The sequence below is a fragment of the Embleya sp. NPDC055664 genome, assembly GCF_053618075.1.
The window spans coordinates 1-17075 of the sequence record NZ_JBSHGZ010000018.1; the positions used below are offsets into that span (position 1 = coordinate 1).

A 17075-nucleotide genomic window follows, 5' to 3' on the forward strand; every position below is an offset into this window, starting at 1 on the left:
CCTCCGGGCGGGCACGCGCCGGCGTGCCCGGCCGGAGGTCGAACTCCGGATCTGAGGACCTGCGTTCAGACGCCCCGGCGGGTGGCCCGGCGCACGGCGCGGCGGCGCTGTCCGGTGATCCAGTCGGCCAAGTCCAGACCACCCGCCTCGCACACGCGGTAGAGCCTCCGCAAGGACAAGTCGTGGGCCGCGGCGATCCGGGCCAAAGTGAGGTCGGGCTCGTGGAGGTGGCTGCGGGCGTACGCCAGGATCACCGGCAGGCGTGACTCCTCCACGACGTCGCGGCTCGCGGCGCCGTCGGCCACGGACGCGACGAGAGCGCGCGCCAGGGCGATCACGGAGTCGCCGATCGCCTCGGCGCCGGCATCGGTGGCCAGCCGGTCGGCGTCGACGCCGAGCGCGTGCAAGTGGGCAAGCACGAGCGGGGTGATCTCACTGTGCGGGATACGCGGAATGGCGCTCCGGACCATGCCGTCGGACAGGCCGAGCCGGTCGGCGTCGAACATCAGCGCCAGACTCTCGCCGGTTCCCGACCACCGGCACTCCCAGGGGCCCACGGATTTGCCGGCCAGCGCGATGTCGGCGGACGTGAGTCGGCGCTGCAGCCCTCCCCACCCGAACCCGCCGGCCCCGGTCGTCTGCGTCATGAGCGAGACGGTGTCCCAAGAATCCCGGCGCAAGTGCGCGGGGGTCTGCCAATACCGCATTCCCGAGCCCCGGGTCCGGAACAGCGTGACGGGGCCGAAGTACCAGGCTTCCATCCGCTTGTGGAACCGCGCGTCGGCGTCGCCTTCGTGTTCGATCCCGCACATGCCCGCCTCCGCGATCGCCATGTCGCGGTACGCGTCCATCCGAGAGGCCGGGGGAAGGTGGTCGGTGTCCAGCAAAAGCATGTCAATTCACCGTCCTCGCCGGTGTCCCGCCTCCGGCGCGCCACGCGCGCGGGGTGGTGCCGTACGCGGCGCGGAAACGCCGTCCGAAATGGGAGGGGCTGGCGAAGCCCCACGACCGTGCGATCGCGTCGATGGTCCGATGCGCGTGCTCGGGCGCCACGAGTTCGCGGCGGGCGGCTTCCAGTCGCCGCCGGATGATCCACTGCTCCAGGCTGACCCCGCCCTCCTCGCACACCCGGTACAGCGACCGGACCGAAACGTTGTGTACTGCCGCCACCTTCGCGGGTGTCAGCCCTGGATCACGTAGGTGCGCCCGGACGTAGGCCAACACGCGGATCAGCAGCGTCTCCTCCGCGACGGTCCGCTGTTGCGGTCCTTGCGCCAATGAGGCCACCAGCGCCCTGGTGAGCGCCAACGTCGAGCCGCCGATGTCTTGCGCGCCGACGGTGTCCACCAGCCGGTCCGCGTCATGGTGCAGGGCGCGCAGATGCGACAGCAGCAGCGGGGTGATCGGGCTGCGCCCGATGAGGGGAACGGCGTTGTGGATCACCCGTTCGGGCAATTCCAACTGCTCGACGTCCACCATGAACGCGACGCTGGTGCCCGTGCCGGACCAACGCGTCTCCCAGTAGCCGGCGCTCTTGGATGTCAGCACCAGGTCGTCTGATGTGACCGCCCGCTGATGGTCGTTCCAGATGAAGCCGCCTCGCCCGACCGGCTGTGTGATGACCGAGACAGTGTTCCTGGAGTCCATGCGCAGATGCCGCGCGGTCTGCCAGTAACGCATCCCCGAGCCGCTGGTCGCGAACAGGACGACCGGCCCGAACGTCCAGGTCTCCACACGCTTGCGGAACCGCTCGCCCGGCTCGTGCTCGACCGAACTCGCGCCTGCTGCGCCGGTCGCCACGGTGTGGTAGAGCTCGATCCGGTCGGCCGGCGGCACATCGTCCGTCTCCAACAGCAACACGCGGCACCCCCTCCACGCTCGACGCACCGGCCCGCTGCTCGGCCGAACACCGAGCACCGCGTCTCCCCGGCTACATCGTGGCCAACCGCGCCGCGCGGCGCCAGCGGCCGCATCTGCCGCCGCTGCCGGATCCGGTGCGGTATCGCCCGTATCGCCGGCGGGTGGGAACGGGGCCGGCTGCGCCGTCGCCTCGGGCGCGACGGGGTCATCCGGCGACTGATCGCGGGGCCGTCCGCGTCCGCCCGCCTCATCGTGCAGGTGCCGGTCCCGCCACCGACGAGGAGGCTCGCGGAACGCGTCGCGGAAGCGTCGCGGGCAATGGCGGCGACGGGGCGGTGGCGGGTGTCCGGGCGGCGCCGCCGAAGCCCCAGGCCTCGATGCCCGCGTGTGCGCGGCCGGGTCCTCATGGGTGACGTGCGAGGGGACCGAGACGTCGAGGAACGCCTCGGCGAACGCGTGGACGCGGTTCTCGGCAGGGGCGGCGGCGGTGCCGAGGCGCAGCGTCGCGGACCGACTCCCAGGGCCGGGCGTGCCCGGGTCGTTGCGCCGGTCGGCGGATGGCACCGAGAGTCGCGCACACGGCAGACAGGGGCGATCGGCGCGAGCCCCTGGTTGCGACGATCCTGGGGTGGCTCCTGGTTTACGGCCGTGGGCCGTGTTCGTGCACGGCGGCATCGCGCACGGCCCTCGACCCGGCGGGTCACGCCGTCCCGGATGCGGCTCCCGACGCGGTTGGACCGCTGAGGAAGTCGAGTACCGCCGTGTCGAATTCGTGCTGATGAGTGAGGGGCATGGCATGAGGAGCGTGGTCGATCACCACCGAGGTGGCGGCCCGTGCCGCGGCAACCGCACGGGCACCGCTGACCGCGTACGGCATGAACGCGTCGGCGGCCCCGTGCACGACCAGCACCGGCAGGGCGACGCGTTCGAGGTCGGCGAGGAAGTCGGCGGCGGACCACGAGGCGAGCGCGTCCAGCGTGCTCTGCGCGGACGCCGCCGCCGCGTCGTGCACCAGGTGCCGCAGGGTCGGCTCGTCCAGCACGCGTTCCCCGTCGACGGAGAAGCATCGCCCGATCAGGTCGTCCAGCATCGCGATCCGATGCCGGCGTGCGGCGGTGGCCAGGTCCCGGATCCGTGCGCTGTCGGCGGAGGCCACGACGGTCCCGGCCAGGACCAGCCGGGCGAAGCGCTCCGGCGCGCGCACCGCGGCGCGGGCGGTCTCGGCGGCCGCCGACCCGAAGGCCACCGCCGCCACGGGGCCGACGTCCAGATGGTCCAGGAACGCGAGCAGGTCCCCGGCCAGGGTCTCGGCATCGTAACCGCTCCACGGATGGGCTGACTTCCCGGTGCCCCGCCGGTCGTAACGGATCGCGCGGTAGCCGGCGTCGGTGAGCGTGCGCATCTGCCCGTCCCAGAACCGCGAGGTGAACGGCCAGCCGTGCACCAGGATCACCGGGTGTCCGGAACCGGCCGCCTCGTAGGCGAGTTCGACCTCATCGGGGGTTCCGGGGTGGACCCGTACGTTCGGCATCGCTGGTACTCCTTCGCAGACGCCTCCAGTCTGTTCAGGGGCCCGGGTGTTGCCATCGGTCATCTGACTGCACACGGCCGCGCACGACCGCACGATGTCACACGCGGACCGGTGCCCGCGCCGCACGGGGGAAGGAGCGCATGTGCGCATCATTGGGCGTGAGCGGGAGTTGGCCGCGATCCGGGCGACCGTGGACAGGGCGCCATCGGCGCCGTGCAACCTGACGCTGCACGGGGATCCGGGGGTGGGGAAGTCCGTCCTGCTGCGCGAGGCGGTCGCCTACGGCCGGGAACGGGGCATGCGCGTCCTGGGCGGCACCGGCTACGAGAGCGAGGCCGAGATGGCGTGGGCCGGCCTCCACCAGCTGTTCGCGCCCGTGCCGGCCTACTTCGACCGGGTTGAACCGTTCCACCGCGACACGCTGCGCCGGGTGATGGGATTCCGGGACGGGCCGGCGCCGGACCGGCTGGCGGTCTCCATCGCCTCGCTGTCCGTGCTGGCCGCGGTCGCCGAGGACGGTCCCGTGTTGATCGCCGTCGAGGACGCGCACTGGGTGGACCGTCCGACGCGCGAGGTCGTGATGTTCCTGATCCTGCGCCTGGAGCCGTACGACATCCGCGCCGTGTTCGCCCGCCGGCCGCTGACCGCCACCGAACGGGTGTCCCCCGGCATCGGCATGCTGGAAGTCCCCCCGCTGGACGCCGAGGCCGCGGCCGAGCTCCTCGCCGAACTGCACCCCGGCCTGCCCGCGGCGGTCCGGGACCGGGTGCTGGCCGACGCCGTCGGCAATCCGCTGGCCATCGCCGAACTTCCCGCCGCGTTCGGCACCGACGCCGCCGACAGCCTGGACCTGCTGCCCTCCGGGGCGCCGCTGCGCAGCCGCCTGGAGACCGGGTACGCCGGCCGCGCCCTGACCCTGCCGTCCGCCCTGCGCACCGCCCTGCTGCGCGCCGCGCTGGACGGCGACGGGCTGGAGAGCGCGGCCGACGTGCGGCGGCCCAGCGGCCTGACGGCGCACGACATCGTGGCCATCGAACGCCTGGGCCTGATCGCCCGCGACTCCACCCCCTCGGGCCTGCGGTTCCGCCACCCCCTGGTGCGCTCCGCGATCATCGCGACCGCCTCGCCCGACGAACTCCGCGACGCCCACACGACCTTGGCCGAGCAGTACCGGCGCGAACCGGAACGCAGGATGTGGCACCTGGCGGCCGCCGCGGTCGAACCCGACGAGGAGGTCGCCGCGGAAATAGAAAGCGCCGCCGAGTCCCTGTGCACCCGCGGCGGAGCCGGACTCGCGGTCACCGCGCTGCGCCGCGCCGCGGCGCTCACCCCGGAGTCCGGTGCTACCGCGCGCAGGCTTCAGCGGGCCGCCGAACTGGCCAGCGAATCAGGGCAGATGGACGCCGCGCAGCGCCTCGTGGACGAAGCCCGCCGCACCGTGGACCGCCCCGAGCACCTGACCCACGGCCTGACCACCCGCGCCCGGGTCCTGTTGCTGCGCGACGGCGATCTGGCCGCGGTCCGGCGGCTCCTCGACCGCGCGCCGGCCGCAGGCGACGCGACCGACCAGGCCCTTCAGGTACGGCTGGTCGCCGCCGCGTACGCTCAGGACCCGGCCGAATGGGAACGCCTGCGGGACCTGGTGAAGCCCGCCGACGGCGCCCGTCCCGGAGCGCTGACGGCCCTGATGTACGACGTGCTCGCCGACCTGCCGACTACCGCCTCCGGACTGGCCGACCGGCTCGGCGCACACCTCGCCGACACGGCCGAGACCGCGCCGCCCGGATACGTCGCCGAGCTGTGCCGGGCCGCCGCGTGGATCGACCAACTCCATATGTGCAGACCCCAGTTCGCCCGGCTTGTCGAGCAGGAGACCGGTCGCGGGGCACTGACGTACGCCGCCGGCGGCTACTGGTTCAAAGCGCACGACCACACCCTGTCCGGAGAATGGGACGAGGCGGAAGCGGCCGCCAACGCGGGCCTGGACCTGTGCGTGCGCCACGACCTGGAACTGCCGGCCCAGGACCTGCGCTGCGCACTCGGCTGGGTCGCCGCCGGCCGCGGCGACGTGGACAGCGCCCGTGCCTACAGCCGCACCGTCGAGCAGTGGGCCGAGCCGCGCGGCAGCCGGTTCCACCTGGTGCTGTCGGCGCGGAACCGGGCCTTGGCCGAACTGTCCCAGGGCGACTACGAGGCCGCCTATGAGCAGTGTGTGCACGGCGGGGTGCCGGACAGTGCCGCCGCGCCGGGCTACGGACCCTGGATGCTGCTCGACCTCGTCGAGGCGGCGATGCGCACCGGGCGCGTCGCCGAAGCCGCGGCCCAGGTGGCCGCCGCCGACCGCGCCGCGGTCGCCGACCGCACCCCACGGCTGCGGCTGCACATGGCCGCGGCCCACTCCCTGATCGACGCGGCCCCCGCCCCCGAAGCGGCCGCAGCACGGCTGAGGTCCGCCCTGGCACTGCCCATGGTCGAACAGTGGCCCTTCGACCACGCCCGACTCCGGCTCCTGCTGGGCGAGTTGCACCGGCGCAACCATCGCCCGGGCGACGCACGACCGGAACTCCAGCGCGCCGCCGACATCTTCCGCCGCATCGGCGCGACCGCCTGGTGCCGCCGCGCCGAACACGAACTGCGCGCCTCCGGCGTGGCGGTGCACCGTGAACCGAGCGATGCACCGGGCCAGGGCGCCGAACTGCTGACCCCGCAGCAGATGGAGGTCGCGGAACTCGCCGCGACGGGGCTCAGCAACAAGGAGATCGCCGAACGCCTTTACCTGTCGCCGCGCACCGTCAGCGCCCACTTGTACCGCATCTTCCCGAAACTGGGCATCACCTCACGCTCCGCCCTACGTGATGCGCTGGCGGCACGGCCCGGATCACCCGCGCGCTGAACGACACGGAGATCCGGTACCCGGCGCCCGCCACGTCACGTAACTCGCGGCCACCTCCGGGCACGACCGGCCGGCACCGGCCGCATACTCCCGACCCGTGCAACAGGGGACGCGGGTCGACACAGTGGTGCGATGGGCGGAGCGGCCCCATGAGGAGGCGAAGACTTCCGGCCGCCGACCGGACACACTGCTCCACCCGAGCCGCATACTCGCTCCGTGTGCCAGGATGATCACATATCGCGACAGGAGGTGGCCGGCATGCCCCACGACCCCGCTCGCACGAACGACGCGAACGCCCATCCCCTGACAGTGGGGGCGGAAGAGGAATACCTCCTGGTGGATCCGGTCACCCGACAGGTGCGCCCGGATGCGGAGAAGGTGATCGCGGACACCGCCCGCGAACTCGGCGACCGGGTCACCACGGAATTCACGCGCTACCAGGTCGAGGCCCGCACCGACCCGCACCTCGACCTCACCGCCCTGGCCGAGCAGGTCCGATCCATGCGGGCGGCGGTCGCCCGCTCCGCGGCGCGCCACGGCCTGGCCGTCATCTCCAGTGGCACGCCCCCTCTGGGGCACCCGATCCCACCCCCGCCCAGCGACGGTCACCGTTACGCCGAGAGCCTGGCGATGTTCGGAGCCCTGGACGACGAACAAAGCGTCTGCGCCTGCCACCTCCACATCGGCATGCCGGACCCGGACACGGCACTACGAGTGAGCAACCATCTGCGCACGTCGCTGCCCGTCATCATCGCCCTCGCCGCCAACTCACCGTTCTGGCAGGGCCGCGACACCCACCACGCGAGTTGGCGCACCATGGCATGGGCCCGTTGGCCCGCCGCCGGCCCTCCTCCCCACCACGAATCACGCGCACACTTCGAAGACCTCGTCGACGACCTGGTCGAAACCGGAAGCATCATGGGACGCGGGGGCCTGTACTGGGACATCAGACCCTCCCACCACGTACCCACCCTCGAGATCAGAGCCCCCGACGCGGCCCCCACCCCCGAGGACCTCGTACTGCTCGCCGCCGTCGTTCGAGGACTGGCCTCCACGGCATTGGCCGAGATCGGAACCGGAATCCCCCCGCTGCGCCCCCATCCGGGGATCCTGCGTGCCGCGTGTTGGCGGGCCGCCAAGGACGGCCTGACCGGACAGGGCATCGACCTGCGCACGCGGCGCCTGGTCGCCATGCCCACGCTCGTCGAACAACTGGCGACCCGCATCGAACCCGCGCTTCGACGACACGGCGATCTCGAAACCGTCGAAGCCGGCCTGGCCCGCCTGAACACCCACGGCAACGGAGCCGACCGCCAACGCGCCGCCTATCGGGATCGACACGAACTCGCCGACGTCGTCGACCACCTGATCCGGCGATTCTGACGAAGGCCGGAGCGCGGCACAACACATCGGGGGCATGCCGACGCCGTCCACCGACCGGCCGAGCACCGAGTTTGCCCTGTTCGGGCTGTTCGGAACATGTTCGGGGCAGCGCGAGGGGCCGATGTGGGCTTCCTCGGAGCGACTGTTCGGTTCAAGTATCGGTGGCACGCGGTTCGCGTATTCGACGATGCGGAAACCTCATGATCTCGAGTGCCTGCCGCCCCGATCCCGATGTGGCCGGCCCTCCCGGCCCCGGTTGCCGGCCCGGCCCACGATGTCCCGGCCATACCGTCGGGGCGAGCGGAGTGTACGACCGGAGGTGCGGATGATTCCGCGATTCGGCGTCCTCGGCGACATCGAGGCCCGGATGGACGGGGCACCGCTCGACCTGGGCCATATCCGTCAACGGTGCGTGCCGGCCGTGCTGTTGGTCGAGGCCAACCGCGTCGTGCCCATCGAGTCCGTCGTCGAACGGGTGTGGGGTCATGACTGCCCGGACCGGGCCCGCCACACGTTGTACAGCTACGTCTCCCGGCTGCGCCGACGACTGCGCGCCACGCAGGCGCGCATCGCCCGGCGCTCGGGCGGCTACCTGCTGGAGACCGACACGTCGGTCGTCGATCTGCATCGTTTCCGCGATCCGGCCGCCCGGGGCCGGCGCGCGGACGACGACCACGGTGCCGCGTCGCACTGGGCACGGTCACTCGACCTCTGGCGCGGGGACGCCTTCGCCGACGGGCACCACCCACTCACAGCCGGGCGTCTTGAGTCGATCACCGCGACCCGCAAGGATGGTCGCGTCACGCTCGGTCGTCGAACCCCCACCCCGGAGGTGGATGTGATCGCACGTGTGAAGCGTCGAATCGTGTTGGGCGTCGCGTCGATCGCGTTGGGCGGTGGCGTCGTGACCGGCGCCGCGGCCCAACTGGCGAAGATGATCGTGCCCGGCGCGGCGTGACGAAGGGCGCCGGGCCCCCAGCGTCACCCGCTCGCGCCCGGCGCGAGCGCATGGCCCGACACGGCCGGCGCCCCGACACCGTGGCACAGGAGCCGGGCCGCCGCCTGCCCGGCGGGCAGTGTCGACGCCGCAGGCCGCCTCGATCTTGCCGGTGGTCGTAGGCGAACGGGGCTTGGTCGGCCTGGCGGTGATGCCGTTCTCGCGGCGGATGTGGTCGGAGCACCTCGGCCGGGAACGGCTTCGTGTACTTGCCGGTGAACTGCTTGCCGTTGTCGGTCAACACCTCGGAAGGCACCCCGAACTCGGATGCCCTCCCAGGGCTCCATCATGGTCCGCCCCAGCCGAAGGCGGGAACCCGCGACGCCGGCGAATGGTGAACCGCACGCGCGGGGTGCACGACGGTGGTCGTCGAACCAACCGGCGCCATCCACCGCGCGCGCCTGCCGACCGCATCGCCGCATCACCGCGCACCCTGGACGACGGCGACCTCGCTGCGGGCCTTGCGTGCGCAGTGCGGGTGTTGTGGTCCCGGGGTTGGGGTCAGGTGGGCTGGTGGCGGCCGAAGAGGAGGTCGTAGCCGGCGGGGAGCTGGAGCAGGATCTGCTCCATCAGGTCGTCGCCGGCGGCGTCGGCGACCGTGGACAGCACGGCGCTCACGTCCCAGGTCGCGGTCTGCTCGGTGGCGCCCTCGATCCAGGCTGCGGTGGCCCTGACGAACCGCTCCGTCGGCAGCGGTTCGGCGCTCTGCAGCGGGTTCAGGAGGATCAGGGCGAATTCGTCCGGCAGCCGGGCGGCGAGCCGGGCGCGGACCTCGCCGACCAAGTGCGCGCCGAGCAGGGCGAGCACCACACGGGCCGCGCGCTCGGCTTCCCCAACGGTGTCGTACTCGCCGCGCTCCTTGACGTGGTCGAGGAACTTTTCGTGTCGCATGACCATCGCGGCCGCCACCCCTTCCTGTCCTTCGGGCTGCCCACGGGGGTGCGGAGGGCGAGGCGAGAGGTAGTTCGGGTGCCCGTCCTCCGCACCGGTTCGGGCGGTTGCCGCCAATGCGCTTCGCTGACACCTTTGTAGCATGTCGTCTATTAGATGACAAGCATTAGCGTCATCGTTCGGATGACAATTGGATGGGAGGGGCTCGCGGCCCCGGACGACCAACCCCCCGTCCCGCGCCGAGGCGAGCCGAGGACCGCGATCTCGTCATCCGGCCTCGAGACCGGTCGCCCCGGCATCGGTCGCATCCCTCTTCGGATCATGGCGCGGCGCGTGGTCGTCCGCCCGCAGAACCACGCCCGCGCGCATGCGGTCGGTCCGCACGTCGCCGCGCGCGTCATCAGTAGCGCCTGATACGGAAGGTCGGCGCTTACGGCCGCCTCGCCATCCACCGCGTGCACGTCGGGCCGCGCCGACTCCAGGGCTCGACCCGGCCCGCCGGCAAGCCCCGTTGGCGATGCCGGCGGTGCGCGACGGAGCGCTGATCGTCAACAGCTGCCGCCTCGGCGCGCTGCGCGAAGACGGCGAAGACGTACTCGAAGTCGGCGGCCGGGGTGGGGACTTCACCGACGAGGGTGGTGTCGGCGTCGAGTTTGTCGTCGATGAAGTCCGCGCCGTAGCGGTGCTCGGTTGGCGGTGCGGCCGGTTGCGGGGAAGGTGAACTCGTGGAGGTGGGACCGGTCCCAGCGCGCGAACGCGTCGTCGATCACCTCCACCGACTGGTGGAGAGTGTGCGCGGGGCTGACCGCGAACACCCGGCCGGGCCGCGGCCACAACAACCTGCCCATGCCGCCTCCGATCAACTCGAGCCGGATCGACCACCACACACCCGCGCCCGCGTTCTTCCTCGCCGTGGCGCCCGGTATCGATCCCTCGGGGATGTCCCGAGCCGGAGTTCGCGGAAGCGTCGGTCGCGATGGCGCGGGATCCCTCGTACTCGTACGTCCTGAGCGCCCCGTCGATCGCGTGCACCGGCACCGCGTCGTGCGGGTGCGGGCGGGGCGGCGGTGTCGTGCCCGTCCCGTGCCGCGGCCGGCACCACGCCCTCGTGCCATCCCGCCCACCGCGCCGCGTGCCGCCGGGTACGACGTCAGGTCCGGCGGAACACGAGCAGGGCCCGGTGGTCCAAGCTCATCCGGCCGCCCCCCGGTCGCCGTGGTGGATACGTGCTCCGGTCACCGGCCCTGGCTGTCGCGTCTTCAGTGCTTGTTCCTGTCGGGGACCACGATCGCCTCCGCCACCGTGCCCCGCGTCTACTCGTGCGCTGTCGGTCCCCTACCTCTCATCGGAATCCTTCGCCGTACGATCCGCGAACACCGCGACGGACTGGGGGCGTTCCCGCCGGAGAGCGTGGCGAGAGGACAGCGGTGGGCCGGATCCGCGGCGCGCATCGCGCTCGGTCGGGTGGCGTTCCCGGCCGCCCGGCCGGGGCGGCAGGGGCGCCTTGTCGACGACACGGGCGCCCGCCGGCATCCCTACGCATACCCGCCGTTCGCGCGGTGGGGTCGAGTCGGGGCCGGTTTCGGTCGTGGGCGCGGGGTGGCGGTGCCGGTCGGGTGCGACCGCGGATCGAGCCGCGAGCACACGGACGGCTCCTCACCGAGTCGGGCATGCCCGGGTTGCGTATGCGGTTCGTCGACGACCGTACGGACGGGCCCGAGGCGGCGTCGGCGTTCGGTGGCGCGTTTCGAGGTCGCCCGATGGCGTCGGCCTATTGGACCCGCAGGCTTTTGGTGATCATGGCGATCTCGTCCAGTCGTGCGGGCGCGCTCGCGCTGCCCGTGACGATGACGGCGTCGCCGCCGGTGTCGATGAAGGTGACGCGGGTGCGCAGCGGCGGCCGATCGGTGCCCGGAAGGACGCACTCGCCCTCGGAGTACCAGGCGTCGTGGCCGTCGACCCGGGTGGCCTCGGTGTCCGCGACGAGTCTGCCCTGGTACTCGTGCGGGCAGGCGATGATGTTCGTGAAGGTCTTGGCCGCGTGCCAGGTGCCGCCGGATGCCGCGAGCAATGGCCCATCGAGCGTCTGTACATGGAAGTACGCCGCGTCGGCGGGCCTGCCGATGCCGTCCGACGGCTGCCACTGCCTGCCGGTCTTCACGCCGGACGTCAGCACGTCCGGGTAGTCCTGGATCATGTCCGTCCATCCGGAGGGCCGTACGTAACTCAACCGCGCCTTCGTGTCGTTCACCCGCACGCCCGGTATGTCGTCGCCGCTCGAGGCGTCCTCGTCCGGTGGCGGCGCCTCGCCTGTACCGGCCGGCGCCGGCGACACCTCGCTCGCGCCGACCGGCGCCCCGGCATCTCGCGCTCCCGCTTCCGCGTGCCCGCACCCGGTGACGAGCGTCAGCGCCGCCGTGGTCACGACGATCGCGGCGAATGTGTTCCGAGGTCCGGTTCCGGCCCGCATCATGTCTCTCCCGAGGTCGCGTCGACGTCGTGCTCTCGTCGACTTCGAGCCAAACCTAGGAGCGCCGCACGGCGCGCAGCAGAGTACGCGTACTCAAGTACACCCGAGTAGGCACCGGATCGCCGTCCTCGACCCACGATGCATGCACAAGCCGCGAAGGCCCGTGCCAACCTCGTCCGTTGCGACGAGGACGTGTTCGGCGAGGACGCGTTCGGTGAGGACTTCGGACGCATCGGCAGCCCCATTTGCGATCCGCCGACCACCCCCGGAATCAGCCGCTCGAACCATCGCCTGCCGACAGTGGATGGCCGTCGCCCGATTCGGATAATGCCGAGCGCCGACGCGTCCTAGGGTTCCGAGGAAATCGGCGCTCTGGAGGCGTATGTGGACGGCTATCGCGGTGCGCGGACGGCTGTGATCGTGGGTGCGGGAGTGGCCGGTCTGACCGCGGCGACCGCGCTGGCACGCGACGGGTGGCGGGTCGAGATCGTGGAGATCGGCCCGCCGGAGGCGACGTCCGGATGGGGGTTGTGCCTGACCGGTCCTTCGCTGCGCGCGCTGGACGAGTCGGGTCTGGCGCAGGCGTGTCTGGCCGAGGGCTTCGGCATGAACACGATCACGCACGTGGACGTGAACGGCGAGCGGGTAAACGAGATCCGGTTGCCGCGGCTTATCGGTGCGCGGCGGCCGGCGATGGTCGGCATCGCGCGCCCCGTACTGCACCGGATCCTGCGCGCGGAAGCCGAGCGGTGCGGCGTGGAGATACGCCACGGAGTGACCGTTGCCGCGGTGGAGCAGGAGGGCGAGTCGGTCCGGGCGCGGTTGTCGGACGGGACGGTCCGCGAGGTGGCGCTGCTGGTGGGCGCGGACGGGATTCGCTCGACGACGCGGGACCTGCTGGGGCTCCGGACCTCACTCGACTTTCACGGGCAGATGGTCTGGCGGGCTCTGGTGCCCCGCCCGCCGTGGGCCACCGGGATCCATCAGTTCGCCGGGAAGACCGACACGGCCGGTCTCGTGCCCCTCTCGGACACGCGGGCGTACGTGTTCCTGACCGAGAACGGGGTGGAACGCAGCGTCCTGCCCGACACCCGACTCGTCCCGCGCCTACTGGAGTTGCAGGCGACCTTCCCCGGTCGGGTGCGGGAGATCCGCTCCATGGTGTCCGGGTCGGAATCGGTGGTGCGCCGCCCGGTGTTGACGGCGCTCCTGGCGGGTGCCTGGAATCGGGGCAACAGCGTGGTCATCGGTGACGCCGCGCACGCGCCCGCACCGCAGATGGCAAGCGGCGCCGCCCTGGCCGTCGAGGACGGCCTCCTGCTGGCCCGGGAGCTCGGGCGGCACGCATCGGTCGGCGCGGGGATCCGGGCGTTCGTCGGCCGGCGTACGCAGCGCTGCCGAACGCTCGTGGAGACCTCGGTGGCGATCGTCGGCCTGGAGCAGGCGCAGCGCCACTTCGAGGCGTATCCGCTGGTCGATTCCTGCCACCGGCTCATGGCCGAGCCCGCGTAACCAGCCGGCGCGAAGGGCGTCTTCGACGACCCGCCGTTCGCGCGACGCACGAGGAAAGACGGACGAGGAGAAACGAACGTCTGCTGCAACAACCCGAACCCTGCCCGAGGCGAAGCAGTGGCTGCGCGAGCATCTGGAGCAGCGCAAGAACCCGTTCAACGCCATCGGCCACAATGCCGCCGCGCGGCACATCGAAACGCTTCCGGGCACCGATCCCCTGTCCTGGGCCGGGCATTGGCCGGCCGGGGCGGAGGATTTCGCGACCCGGGCGCGCACGGCCGAGGAGAGTGGCGATCGCGACGAAGCGCTGGAGAACCGGTGGCAGGCGTACCGGTTCGCGTTCCTGGGCCGATACCCCTGCCCGCTGCACCCGGCGAAGCAGCACGCGTACGACCGGGCCGTGGAGTACTTCGGCCGGGTGTCCGCGCTGGAGCGCGTGCCGGTTCGGCACGTGACGTTGCCCTTCGGCGGGTGTGCCGGAGAGGGGAGGTGCTGCGGTTCTTCGTGGCACGTCCATCCACGGGAGCCGTGCGCCCTCCGGTGGTCATGATGTGGGGGGGATCGACGTGTGGAAGGAGGAGAGCTACGCACGCGGCCGACTGCTGCGCGAACGCGGGTTCGCCACCCCTGCACATCGACATGCCCGGGGTCGGGCAGTCGCCGGTGCACGCGGGCCGTGACGCCGAACGGCAGTGGGATCCCGTCTTCGCCTGGCTGCGCGAGCAAAAGGACCTGGACGCCGACCGGGTGGCGGCATTGGGGCTTCACCGAAACACCTGCGGGAGTCGGCATGGGGCGCGGCCCGCCCCGGGCGTTGGCTTGCGGACGGCGACGCACTCGTCGGCTCCGTCACGGGCGTCGGGGAACCGAGACAGCGTTTCGTCGCCGCCTGACGCCGCGCGCCGCGTTCCGATCGGCGTTCGAGGCAACCCTCATCGGTTCGCACGCCCCGGCGCACACCGGGACTCGACTCCGCCGACCGCCGTGATCGACGATGGCCTCCAGGGAGGTGACCCCACATCGTGCCGACCCCGCTGCGCAATCACCTCATCACCAGATCCCGAAACCCCGCGGATCTGCTCAACGCCGCCACCCGCCTGTTCGGCGGCTCGATCACCACATCGCCTCTGGACGAGCTGTGCGGCGGCGATCACGAACTGCGCGGCGTCGCCGCACACGACTTCGCGGTGGGCTACTTCGCCTCGCCACTCGACGTGCGCGTCGCCTCGACCAAGGGCCGTGACCGCGGCTCCTACTTCGTCAACATCGGTGTCTCCGGCGCCATCTCGGCATCGTGCGGCGGCCTGCGGGCCGGCCTCGACGAGGCGACAGCGGGAGTCGCCAACCCCGGGGACACCCAGGAACTGCGCCCCCTGCGCAGCCAAAGGACGCGGTTCCTGGGCCTGCGGATCGCCGCCGCCCTGGTCGACCAGGAATTCGCCGCGCTGACCGGACATCCCCCGGTGTCCCCCGTGCGCTTCGATTTCGCGCTCGACCTGGCCGCGTCCAAGGGCCGGACGGTGCGGCTGCTGGTCGGTTCCCTGCTTGAACAGTTGGACTCGGGCGACCCGCTGTTCCGGCGCGAGGAGCTCCAGCGCAGCCAGGTGCGTTGCCTGGTCACCGCCCTGCTCCTGGGCCAGCCGCACTCGCACACCGGCGAGTTGCACGACGGTCCGCAACCCGGCTACCCGCGCTCCTTGCGGGCAGCCCTCGCGTTCATCGAGGCGAACCTCGCCGAGCACATCAGTCTCGGCGACATCGCGGATGCCGCGGGGTGCAGCCCGCGGACCCTCGGCTCCGCGTTCCGCGACCGGCTCGGCCTCTCGCCCATGGCCTACGTCCGCAACCTGCGGCTCGACCGGATTCGGGAGAACATCCTCACCTCCACCGACCCCGTCGGCACGATCGCCTACCGGTGGGGCGTCTCGCATCTCGGCCGCTTCGCCGGCGAGTATCGCGACCGTTTCGCCGAACTGCCCTCCCACACCGCGCTCCGCAGGTAGCCCGACGGCGTCCCTCGCCTGCCTGCCTCCCGAACACCGCCTCGGCCCGGTCCGCTCCGGGACCTCATCGGGACGCATGTCCGTCGACCCGCGCGAGCGAGCCCGCCAGGGCGCTGCGGCCGGCGGGGTTTCGGCGGTGTTCGCGCTCGCGGGTCGTGTGTCGACACTGCCGGCCGTACGGTGCCCTTGTGATCACCTCCATCGAACTCATCGCCCGTTCCAAGGCCGCCGGCGGAGCCCTCCCGCTGCTCACGCTCGACGAGTTCTTCGTGGGCAACCACGCGCAGGACTCCCTCGCCCCGAACCAATGGGACGTGGACCGTCCCGCCGACGCACGTCCCGAACTCGCAGAGATCCACCGGCGGTTGCGCGTTCTCCAGCAAGCGCCCGACGTCGCGTGGATCCGTGTGCAACCGCACGACGACCTCGTCTGTCGCGACGGCGTCGTGGCCGAGGCCGTCGCCGTGTGCACGAGCGCCTCGACGCGGGAGATCGAACGCCGAGTGGATCACGAATCGTTGTGTGCCGACGGGGTGATCGAAGGATTCGTGTACCGGGTCGACCGGTTCACGGACCTTCCCGACAGCCCCGAAGGCCACCGGGTCGTGTCCCTGGTCTGGGACTGAGCACCGAACCCGGGCGGCGGGGGTCGACGCGGGTACGGGAGTTGTCGCCGCCGAGGGATGGGGCCGATGTTCAATCGGTTTGCGGCCGGCTCCAGGCTCGGAGGGTTCGGGCGACGTCGGTGAGGGAGTGTTTGCGTTCGCGGATGTCGCGGGTCAACTGGACCCAGCCGCCGGGAGGGACGGTGAGGGGCTCGTCGGAACCGGCCATGTAGCGGTCGGCGCAGGCGCAGCCGACGATGGCGTTGAAGTCGGCGAAGGGCTCCAGGACGATCATGGAGTGGACGAAGGTCGCGGCGCGCGCGGCGGTCTCCTCGTAGTACAGCTCGCCGCGGAAGCGTTCGTAGCGGTGGCGCTCGACGCAGAACGCGAACGATCCCCAGTCGGTGAGCGGCAGGTTCACCGGGGTGTTCGCGGTCTGGATGTCCAGGACCCATCCGGCGTCGACACGCAGGATCAACGCTGCCCCTCGGGGAAGGCATCCTCGAACTCGGCCAGGTGGTCGGTGACGAACGTGGCGGCGCCGATGACGAAGTTGCGGCGGGCGGCCTCGGACACGCTCAGGTCGTGCACATGGGCCTTCACCGACTTGCCCCCCAACTGCGCGGCCTTGCGCACGGCGGCGAGTTCCTCGTCCGTGTACTCGATGTTCAAAGCTGGCATGGCGACAAGGTACCAGGCAGGTACCACCGGCGGTACCGGCCCGGTACCAAAACGGCGGGCGCCCTGGGAGCCGTCGTCGGCGGCCGGTGGAACGCTGCCTCCGACGTGGGCATGCGAAACAACCGCTTCCCCGCTGTCGCCCGGGGAATACGGACCCGGGCCGGCGCAAAAAGGACAAGCCCTGGGCGTTGCTCGACGACCGGTCCGGGATCGGCAAGGCTGTCCGGGGCGGGCCTCGACCGTGGCCGA

Annotated in this window: 14 protein-coding genes and 1 pseudogene; 7 read left to right on the top strand and 8 right to left on the bottom strand. The window is 71.7% G+C overall.

The window, feature by feature from the left end; all coding sequences use genetic code 11:
- Window positions 1-65: 65 nt before the first annotated feature.
- The 3 genes from ACWGR4_RS26385 to ACWGR4_RS26395 form a co-directional block, all read right to left on the bottom strand.
- Window positions 66-893: a helix-turn-helix domain-containing protein gene (locus ACWGR4_RS26385; protein ID WP_452130528.1), complete on the bottom strand. Its 828-nt coding sequence runs from the start codon at window positions 891-893 to the stop codon at window positions 66-68.
- Window position 894: 1 nt separating this feature from the next.
- Window positions 895-1860 carry a helix-turn-helix domain-containing protein gene (locus ACWGR4_RS26390; protein WP_452130527.1) on the bottom strand — a complete coding sequence of 322 codons (966 nt, stop codon included), beginning with the start codon at window positions 1858-1860 and terminating at the stop codon, window positions 895-897.
- Between the two features lie 700 nt (window positions 1861-2560).
- Window positions 2561-3391, bottom strand: a complete 831-nt coding sequence (locus tag ACWGR4_RS26395; RefSeq protein WP_452130526.1) for an alpha/beta fold hydrolase — start codon at window positions 3389-3391, stop codon at window positions 2561-2563.
- A gap of 142 nt (window positions 3392-3533) precedes the next feature.
- Between ACWGR4_RS26395 and ACWGR4_RS26400 the strand changes: the two genes are divergently transcribed.
- The 3 genes from ACWGR4_RS26400 (at window position 3534) to ACWGR4_RS26410 (ending at window position 8625) form a co-directional block, all read left to right on the top strand.
- Window positions 3534-6284 carry a LuxR C-terminal-related transcriptional regulator gene (locus ACWGR4_RS26400; protein WP_452130525.1) on the top strand — a complete coding sequence of 917 codons (2751 nt, stop codon included), beginning with the start codon at window positions 3534-3536 and terminating at the stop codon, window positions 6282-6284.
- A gap of 258 nt (window positions 6285-6542) precedes the next feature.
- Complete coding sequence (locus ACWGR4_RS26405) at window positions 6543-7667, top strand: carboxylate-amine ligase (protein ID WP_452130524.1); 1125 nt, start codon at window positions 6543-6545, stop codon at window positions 7665-7667.
- Window positions 7668-7992: 325 nt separating this feature from the next.
- The gene (locus ACWGR4_RS26410) at window positions 7993-8625 is read left to right on the top strand and encodes an AfsR/SARP family transcriptional regulator (RefSeq protein WP_452130523.1); all 633 of its coding nucleotides are present in this window, start codon (window positions 7993-7995) and stop codon (window positions 8623-8625) included.
- 138 nt (window positions 8626-8763) lie between these two features.
- On the opposite strand, the pseudogene ACWGR4_RS26415 reads toward ACWGR4_RS26410, so the two are convergent.
- Together ACWGR4_RS26415 and ACWGR4_RS26420 are read right to left on the bottom strand one after the other, a co-directional pair.
- A pseudogene (locus ACWGR4_RS26415) lies at window positions 8764-8926 on the bottom strand (IS481 family transposase); the annotation flags it as partial.
- A gap of 239 nt (window positions 8927-9165) precedes the next feature.
- Complete coding sequence (locus ACWGR4_RS26420) at window positions 9166-9561, bottom strand: DUF2267 domain-containing protein (protein ID WP_452130522.1); 396 nt, start codon at window positions 9559-9561, stop codon at window positions 9166-9168.
- 520 nt (window positions 9562-10081) lie between these two features.
- Between ACWGR4_RS26420 and ACWGR4_RS26425 the strand changes: the two genes are divergently transcribed.
- On the top strand, window positions 10082-10276 hold the full coding sequence (locus tag ACWGR4_RS26425; protein WP_452130521.1) for a hypothetical protein: 195 nt from the start codon (window positions 10082-10084) through the stop codon (window positions 10274-10276).
- A 1050-nt stretch (window positions 10277-11326) separates the two neighbouring features.
- Here the strand turns inward: ACWGR4_RS26425 and ACWGR4_RS26430 are convergent.
- A complete protein-coding gene (locus ACWGR4_RS26430) occupies window positions 11327-11980 on the bottom strand; it encodes a hypothetical protein (protein WP_452130520.1) in 654 nt (217 codons plus the stop codon).
- A 429-nt stretch (window positions 11981-12409) separates the two neighbouring features.
- On the opposite strand from ACWGR4_RS26430, the gene ACWGR4_RS26435 reads away from it, so the two are divergent.
- From ACWGR4_RS26435 to ACWGR4_RS26445, 3 genes are all read left to right on the top strand, one after another.
- Window positions 12410-13537, top strand: coding sequence for an FAD-dependent monooxygenase (locus ACWGR4_RS26435; protein ID WP_452130519.1), 1128 nt, complete (start codon window positions 12410-12412; stop codon window positions 13535-13537).
- A 1022-nt stretch (window positions 13538-14559) separates the two neighbouring features.
- Window positions 14560-15540: an AraC family transcriptional regulator gene (locus ACWGR4_RS26440; RefSeq protein ID WP_452130518.1), complete on the top strand. Its 981-nt coding sequence runs from the start codon at window positions 14560-14562 to the stop codon at window positions 15538-15540.
- Between the two features lie 188 nt (window positions 15541-15728).
- Window positions 15729-16166 (top strand): hypothetical protein, encoded by a 438-nt coding sequence (locus ACWGR4_RS26445; RefSeq protein WP_452130517.1) that lies wholly within the window; start codon window positions 15729-15731, stop codon window positions 16164-16166.
- Between the two features lie 70 nt (window positions 16167-16236).
- Here ACWGR4_RS26445 and ACWGR4_RS26450 read toward each other — a convergent pair whose 3' ends face one another.
- A complete protein-coding gene (locus ACWGR4_RS26450) occupies window positions 16237-16623 on the bottom strand; it encodes a hypothetical protein (RefSeq protein WP_452130516.1) in 387 nt (128 codons plus the stop codon).
- Complete coding sequence (locus ACWGR4_RS26455) at window positions 16620-16826, bottom strand: hypothetical protein (protein ID WP_452130515.1); 207 nt, start codon at window positions 16824-16826, stop codon at window positions 16620-16622. The genes ACWGR4_RS26450 and ACWGR4_RS26455 overlap by 4 nt, the downstream gene beginning before the upstream one ends.
- Window positions 16827-17075: the final 249 nt, after the last annotated feature.

Bases quoted from the DNA above. Each gene is read 5' to 3' on its own strand.
- ACWGR4_RS26385 (WP_452130528.1), bottom strand. From the start codon at position 893: ATGCTTTTGCTGGACACCGACCACCTTCCCCCGGCCTCTCGGATGGAC.
- ACWGR4_RS26395 (WP_452130526.1), bottom strand. From the start codon at position 3,391: ATGCCGAACGTACGGGTCCACCCCGGAACCCCCGATGAGGTCGAACTC.
- ACWGR4_RS26405 (WP_452130524.1), top strand. From the start codon at position 6,543: ATGCCCCACGACCCCGCTCGCACGAACGACGCGAACGCCCATCCCCTG.
- ACWGR4_RS26410 (WP_452130523.1), top strand. From the start codon at position 7,993: ATGATTCCGCGATTCGGCGTCCTCGGCGACATCGAGGCCCGGATGGAC.
- ACWGR4_RS26420 (WP_452130522.1), bottom strand. From the start codon at position 9,561: ATGGTCATGCGACACGAAAAGTTCCTCGACCACGTCAAGGAGCGCGGC.
- ACWGR4_RS26455 (WP_452130515.1), bottom strand. From the start codon at position 16,826: ATGCCAGCTTTGAACATCGAGTACACGGACGAGGAACTCGCCGCCGTG.